This is a genomic window from Myxococcus sp. AS-1-15 (assembly GCF_020037055.1).
Lineage (GTDB): Bacteria > Myxococcota > Myxococcia > Myxococcales > Myxococcaceae > Myxococcus > Myxococcus fulvus.
This window is the reverse complement of sequence record NZ_JAIQDF010000046.1, coordinates 1-5,727: the sequence shown is the minus strand read 5'-3', so window position 1 is coordinate 5,727 and position 5,727 is coordinate 1. Positions and strand designations below refer to the sequence as shown.

Annotated in this window: 2 tRNA genes and 3 rRNA genes; all 5 read left to right on the top strand. The window is 55.6% G+C overall.

The annotated features are described in order from the left end of the window. Positions 1-198: 198 nt before the first annotated feature. Positions 199-1,736, top strand: a 16S ribosomal RNA gene (locus K8625_RS43360). 220 nt (positions 1,737-1,956) lie between these two features. Then, positions 1,957-2,033: transfer RNA gene (locus K8625_RS43355), tRNA-Ile, on the top strand. A 69-nt stretch (positions 2,034-2,102) separates the two neighbouring features. Then, positions 2,103-2,175, top strand: a tRNA-Ala gene (locus tag K8625_RS43350). A gap of 260 nt (positions 2,176-2,435) precedes the next feature. Beyond that, positions 2,436-5,399, top strand: a 23S ribosomal RNA gene (locus K8625_RS43345). Between the two features lie 162 nt (positions 5,400-5,561). Beyond that, positions 5,562-5,678: ribosomal RNA gene (rrf, locus tag K8625_RS43340) — 5S ribosomal RNA — on the top strand. Together the 16S, 23S and 5S rRNA genes with 2 tRNA genes alongside form the textbook arrangement of a ribosomal RNA operon. The last annotated feature ends 49 nt before the right edge of the window (positions 5,679-5,727 follow it).

Sequence of the window (5,727 nt, the reverse complement as noted above, 5' to 3'; positions counted from 1 at the left end):
AGAAACAAGCGACTCGGTCTTTGAAAACCAAATAGCAAGCCCAAGAAGAAGAGAAGGATTGCGGAAACCGCAGTCAATCTTTGAGAAGGCCCCAGCCAGGGAGCGCTGAGAAGCGCAGACCGGCAGGGCCTGTAGTGAATCAGCGAGTTGAGGTTCCTTAGCCGGGCCTCAGCTGACGCCGGTTCAACCTTCAAATTAAAATTGGAGAGTTTGATCCTGGCTCAGAACGAACGCTGGCGGCGTGCCTAACACATGCAAGTCGAGCGCGAATAGGGGCAACCCTTAGTAGAGCGGCGCACGGGTGCGTAACACGTGGATAATCTGCCTGGATGCTCGGGATAACCAGTCGAAAGATTGGCTAATACCGGATAAGCCCACGGTTTCTTCGGAGACTGAGGGAAAAGGTGGCCTCTGTATACAAGCTATCACAACCAGATGAGTCCGCGGCCCATCAGCTAGTTGGCGGGGTAATGGCCCACCAAGGCGACGACGGGTAGCTGGTCTGAGAGGACGATCAGCCACACTGGAACTGAGACACGGTCCAGACTCCTACGGGAGGCAGCAGTGGGGAATTTTGCGCAATGGGCGAAAGCCTGACGCAGCAACGCCGCGTGTGTGATGAAGGTCTTCGGATTGTAAAGCACTTTCGACCGGGACGAAAACCCGTAGCCCAACACGCTACGGCTTGACGGTACCGGGAGAAGAAGCACCGGCTAACTCTGTGCCAGCAGCCGCGGTAATACAGAGGGTGCAAGCGTTGTTCGGAATTATTGGGCGTAAAGCGCGTGTAGGCGGCGTGACAAGTCGGGTGTGAAAGCCCTCAGCTCAACTGAGGAAGTGCGCCCGAAACTGTCGTGCTTGAGTGCCGGAGAGGGTGGCGGAATTCCCCAAGTAGAGGTGAAATTCGTAGATATGGGGAGGAACACCGGTGGCGAAGGCGGCCACCTGGACGGTAACTGACGCTGAGACGCGAAAGCGTGGGGAGCAAACAGGATTAGATACCCTGGTAGTCCACGCCGTAAACGATGAGAACTAGGTGTCGTGGGAGTTGACCCCCGCGGTGCCGTAGCTAACGCATTAAGTTCTCCGCCTGGGAAGTACGGTCGCAAGACTAAAACTCAAAGGAATTGACGGGGGCCCGCACAAGCGGTGGAGCATGTGGTTTAATTCGACGCAACGCGCAGAACCTTACCTGGTCTTGACATCCTCGGAATCTCTCAGAGATGAGGGAGTGCCCGCAAGGGAACCGAGAGACAGGTGCTGCATGGCTGTCGTCAGCTCGTGTCGTGAGATGTTGGGTTAAGTCCCGCAACGAGCGCAACCCTCGCCTTTAGTTGCCACGCAAGTGGATCTCTAGAGGGACTGCCGGTGTTAAACCGGAGGAAGGTGGGGATGACGTCAAGTCCTCATGGCCTTTATGACCAGGGCTACACACGTGCTACAATGGCCGGTACAGAGCGTTGCCAACCCGCGAGGGGGAGCTAATCGCATAAAACCGGTCTCAGTTCAGATTGGAGTCTGCAACTCGACTCCATGAAGGCGGAATCGCTAGTAATCGCAGATCAGCACGCTGCGGTGAATACGTTCCCGGGCCTTGTACACACCGCCCGTCACACCATGGGAGTCGATTGCTCCAGAAGTCATCTCACCAAGAGATGCCCAAGGAGTGGTCGGTAACTGGGGTGAAGTCGTAACAAGGTAGCCGTAGGGGAACCTGCGGCTGGATCACCTCCTTTCTAAGGAGACCGGGCATCGGACACGCACTTCGGTGCGAGTAGGCGATGCCAGCAGCCTTCGGGCTGCGTCAGGTCGACCAGGTCAACGTTTCCGAGTCCAATCCGACTCGACTTCTCTGGGCTTGCTGTTTGGTTTTGAAGGACTGAGTGCGCGTAAGCCGCGGCACCAGCTCTTTGAGAATGAAGGACGCTGTAGGAAGAATCGACGCGGTAGCTCCCTGGGCCTATAGCTCAGCTGGCTAGAGCGCGCGCCTGATAAGCGCGAGGTCGGTGGTTCAAGTCCACCTAGGCCCACCACTTCCTCGAGACGTAAGTCGAGAGGGGCAAGTGGTGACGCACCCAGCATGGTAGAATGGCCTGGTTTAAGGGGCTGTAGCTCAGTTGGGAGAGCGCCAGCTTTGCAAGCTGGATGTCGTCGGTTCGATTCCGATCAGCTCCACTACGATTTTCCCTGCAGTTCGAGTGGGAAGCGTTCTTTGACAAGTGCATACGAAGGGTAAGTTGCAATTTCTGCTGAGTAACAAGTTCTCGCAGAAAGCACTGCCGAAACCGTCGCCGGGAGGCGAGGTGAGAGGCGGTGTTTCTACAAGCGAATTAGAAGTGAATCTTCCGGGCCTGCTGCGAAGAGCAGGGGTCTGGGCCTTGGTTTCGAGTTTCGACAATCCGCCGGGAGGCGGGCGTTAGACAAGAGATTAGGGCAAGTAAGCTACTAAGGGCGTGCGGTGGATGCCTAGGTGCCAAGAGGCGATGAAGGACGCGGGTGGCTGCGAAAAGCTTCGGGGAGCTGTCAACCAAGCGTTGATCCGGAGATGTCCGAATGGGGAAACCCAGCACTGCGAATAGCGGTGTTACCTCCTACTGAATACATAGGTAGGAAGGAGCTAACCAGGGGAAGTGAAACATCTCAGTACCCTGAGGAAGAGAAAACAATGAGTGATTCCCAAAGTAGTGGCGAGCGAAATGGGAGAAGCCCAAACCGAAGTCACGAAAGTGGCGTCGGGGTAGCGGGTCCACGGTAGGACTTTGACTGGCTAGCGGAAGCCTCTGGAAAGGGGCACCAAAGAGCGTGATAGTCGCGTACGCGAAAGCTGGTTGGAGCTGAGTGGGTTACCCAAGTAAGGCGGGACACGTGCAATCCTGCCTGAATCAGCCGGGACCATCCGGTAAGGCTAAATACTCCTTGGCGACCGATAGTGAACAAGTACCGCGAGGGAAAGGTGAAAAGAACCCCGGCAAGGGGAGTCAAAAGAACCTGAAACCGCATGTCTACAAGCAGTTCGAGCTCTACGGCGCAAGCCAGAGCGAGAGCGTACCTTTTGCATCATGATTCGGCGACTTAATATACGTAGCGAGGCTAAGCCGATAGGTGGAGCCGGAGCGAAAGCGAGTCCTAAAAGGGCGAATTAGTTGCGTGTATTATAACCCGAAGCGGGGTGATCTACACATGGCCAGGTTGAAGTGCGGGTAACACCGCATGGAGGACCGAACTCATGAAAGTTGAAAATTTCTGGGATGAGCTGTGTGTAGGGGTGAAAGGCCAATCAAACTCCGTGATAGCTGGTTCTCCCCGAAAGATATTTAGGTATCGGCTCGGGCAATTCAATACTGGAGGTAGAGCACTGGAACGGCTAGGGGTCTCACCAGATTACCAAACCGTACCAAACTCCGAATGCCAGTAATTGTTAGCCCGGGACGCAGTCAGTGGGTGATAACGTCCATTGGCAAGAGGGGAATAACCCAGACCGACAGCTAAGGCCCCCAAATCTAGTCTAAGTGAACACTAGAAAGGATGTGGCAGGTCATTGACAACCAGGAGGTTGGCTTAGAAGCAGCCATCCTTTAAAGAAAGCGTAATAGCTCACTGGTCAAGACAGGCCGCGCCGAAAATGTAACGGGGCTCAAGACTAGTGCCGAAGCTTCGGGTCATACGTAAAGCGTATGGCGGTAGGGGAGCGTTCCAACTGCAGCGAAGGCCGACCGAAAGGGCGACTGGAGCGGTTGGGAGTGCTGATGCCGAAATGAGTAGCGATAAAGGGGGTGAGAAACCCCCTCGCCGTAAACCCAAGGTTTCCTGGGTCAAGTTAATCTTCCCAGGGTTAGCCGGAACCTAAGTCGAGGCCGAAAGGCGTAGATGATGGAAAGCGGGTTAATATTCCCGCGCCATCTTGCAAGCGTTGAACTAAGGGAGGACGGAGAAAGCTAGACGAGCTGACCGGCGGTTGTGTCAGTCTAAAGGCGTAGGGGTGTCGCGTACGAATAAAGGCGCGGCAGCTATCCTCGAGACCTTATGGCGCCCCGTAAGGGGTAAGTCGTCGATGCTCTGCTTCCAAGAAAAGTCCCGTAGGGAGCTTGCAGGGTGTCCGTACCGTAAACCGACACAGGTGGGTGAGGAGAAAATCCTAAGGCGCTTGAGAGAACTCTCCTCCAAGGAACTAGGCAAATTTCCACCGTAACTTCGGAAGAAGGTGGGCCTCTGGTAGGTGAAGGCGTACAGCTGGAGCCGAGAGAGGTTGCAGAGAAATGGCGGTAGCGACTGTTTACCAAAAACACAGGACTCTGCGAAGGCGACAAGCCGACGTATAGGGTCTGACTCCTGCCCGGTGCTGGAAGGTTAAGGGGATTCGTCAGCCGCAAGGCGAAGCGATGATCCGAAGCCCCAGTAAACGGCGGCCGTAACTATAACGGTCCTAAGGTAGCGAAATTCCTTGTCGGGTAAGTTCCGACCTGCACGAATGGAGTAACGACTTCCGCGCTGTCTCGGAGAGGGACTCAGCGAAATTGAAATAGCTGTGCCGATGCAGTTTACCCGCAGCAAGACGGAAAGACCCCGTGAACCTTTACTATAACTTGACAGTGACACTAGGGATTGACTGTGTAGGATAGGTGGGAGCCTTTGAAGCCGGGCCGCTAGGTTCGGTGGAGGCAACGGTGAAATACCACCCTGTTGATTTCTGGTGTCTAACCATGTCCCGTTAGCCGGGATTGGGACACTGTCTGGTGGGTAGTTTGACTGGGGCGGTCGCCTCCCAAAGAGTAACGGAGGCGCGCGATGGTTCCCTCAGCCCGATTGGAAACCGGGCGGCGAGTGCAATGGCATAAGGGAGCTTGACTGCGAGACGGACACGTCGAGCAGGTGCGAAAGCAGGTCATAGTGATCCGGTGGTCCTGAATGGAAGGGCCATCGCTCAACGGATAAAAGGTACTCCGGGGATAACAGGCTTATCTCCCCCAAGAGTTCACATCGACGGGGAGGTTTGGCACCTCGATGTCGGCTCATCGCATCCTGGGGCTGGAGCAGGTCCCAAGGGTTTGGCTGTTCGCCAATTAAAGCGGTACGCGAGCTGGGTTCAAAACGTCGTGAGACAGTTTGGTCCCTATCTGCTGTGGGCGTAGGATACTTGAGAGGCTCTGACCTTAGTACGAGAGGACCGGGTTGGAGGCACCGCTGGTGTACCAGTTGTCTCGCCAGAGGCATCGCTGGGTAGCCATGTGCCGATTGGATAACCGCTGAAAGCATCTAAGCGGGAAACCGACCTCAAGACCAGGTATCCCGGGCGCAAGCCCCTGAAGACCCGTCGAAGACTACGACGTTGATAGGCTGGGTGTGTAAGCGCGGTAACGCGTTGAGCTAACCAGTACTAATTGGTCGAGCGGCTTACTTCCCCCTATCTCTTGCGCGCCCCCTCGAGGGGAGTAAGGGACTCGGGGCCAAGGCCGAGGCTTGAATGCATGCGCATTCACCCGGAAGAAACTTCTAAAAGCACAGCGAGGCTTGTACTCGCAGAATGCTGCAACTTACCCTTCGTATGCACTGTCTCTATGTTTTCCGGTGGCAATGTCGGAGGGGTCACACCCGTTCCCATCCCGAACACGGAAGTTAAGCCCTCCAGAGCCGATGGTACTCCGCGGGAAACCGCGTGGGAGAGTAGGTCGCTGCCGGATTCTTTTTGAGAAGCCCTCGTCGCCTCGTGCGACGGGGGCTTTTCTTTTT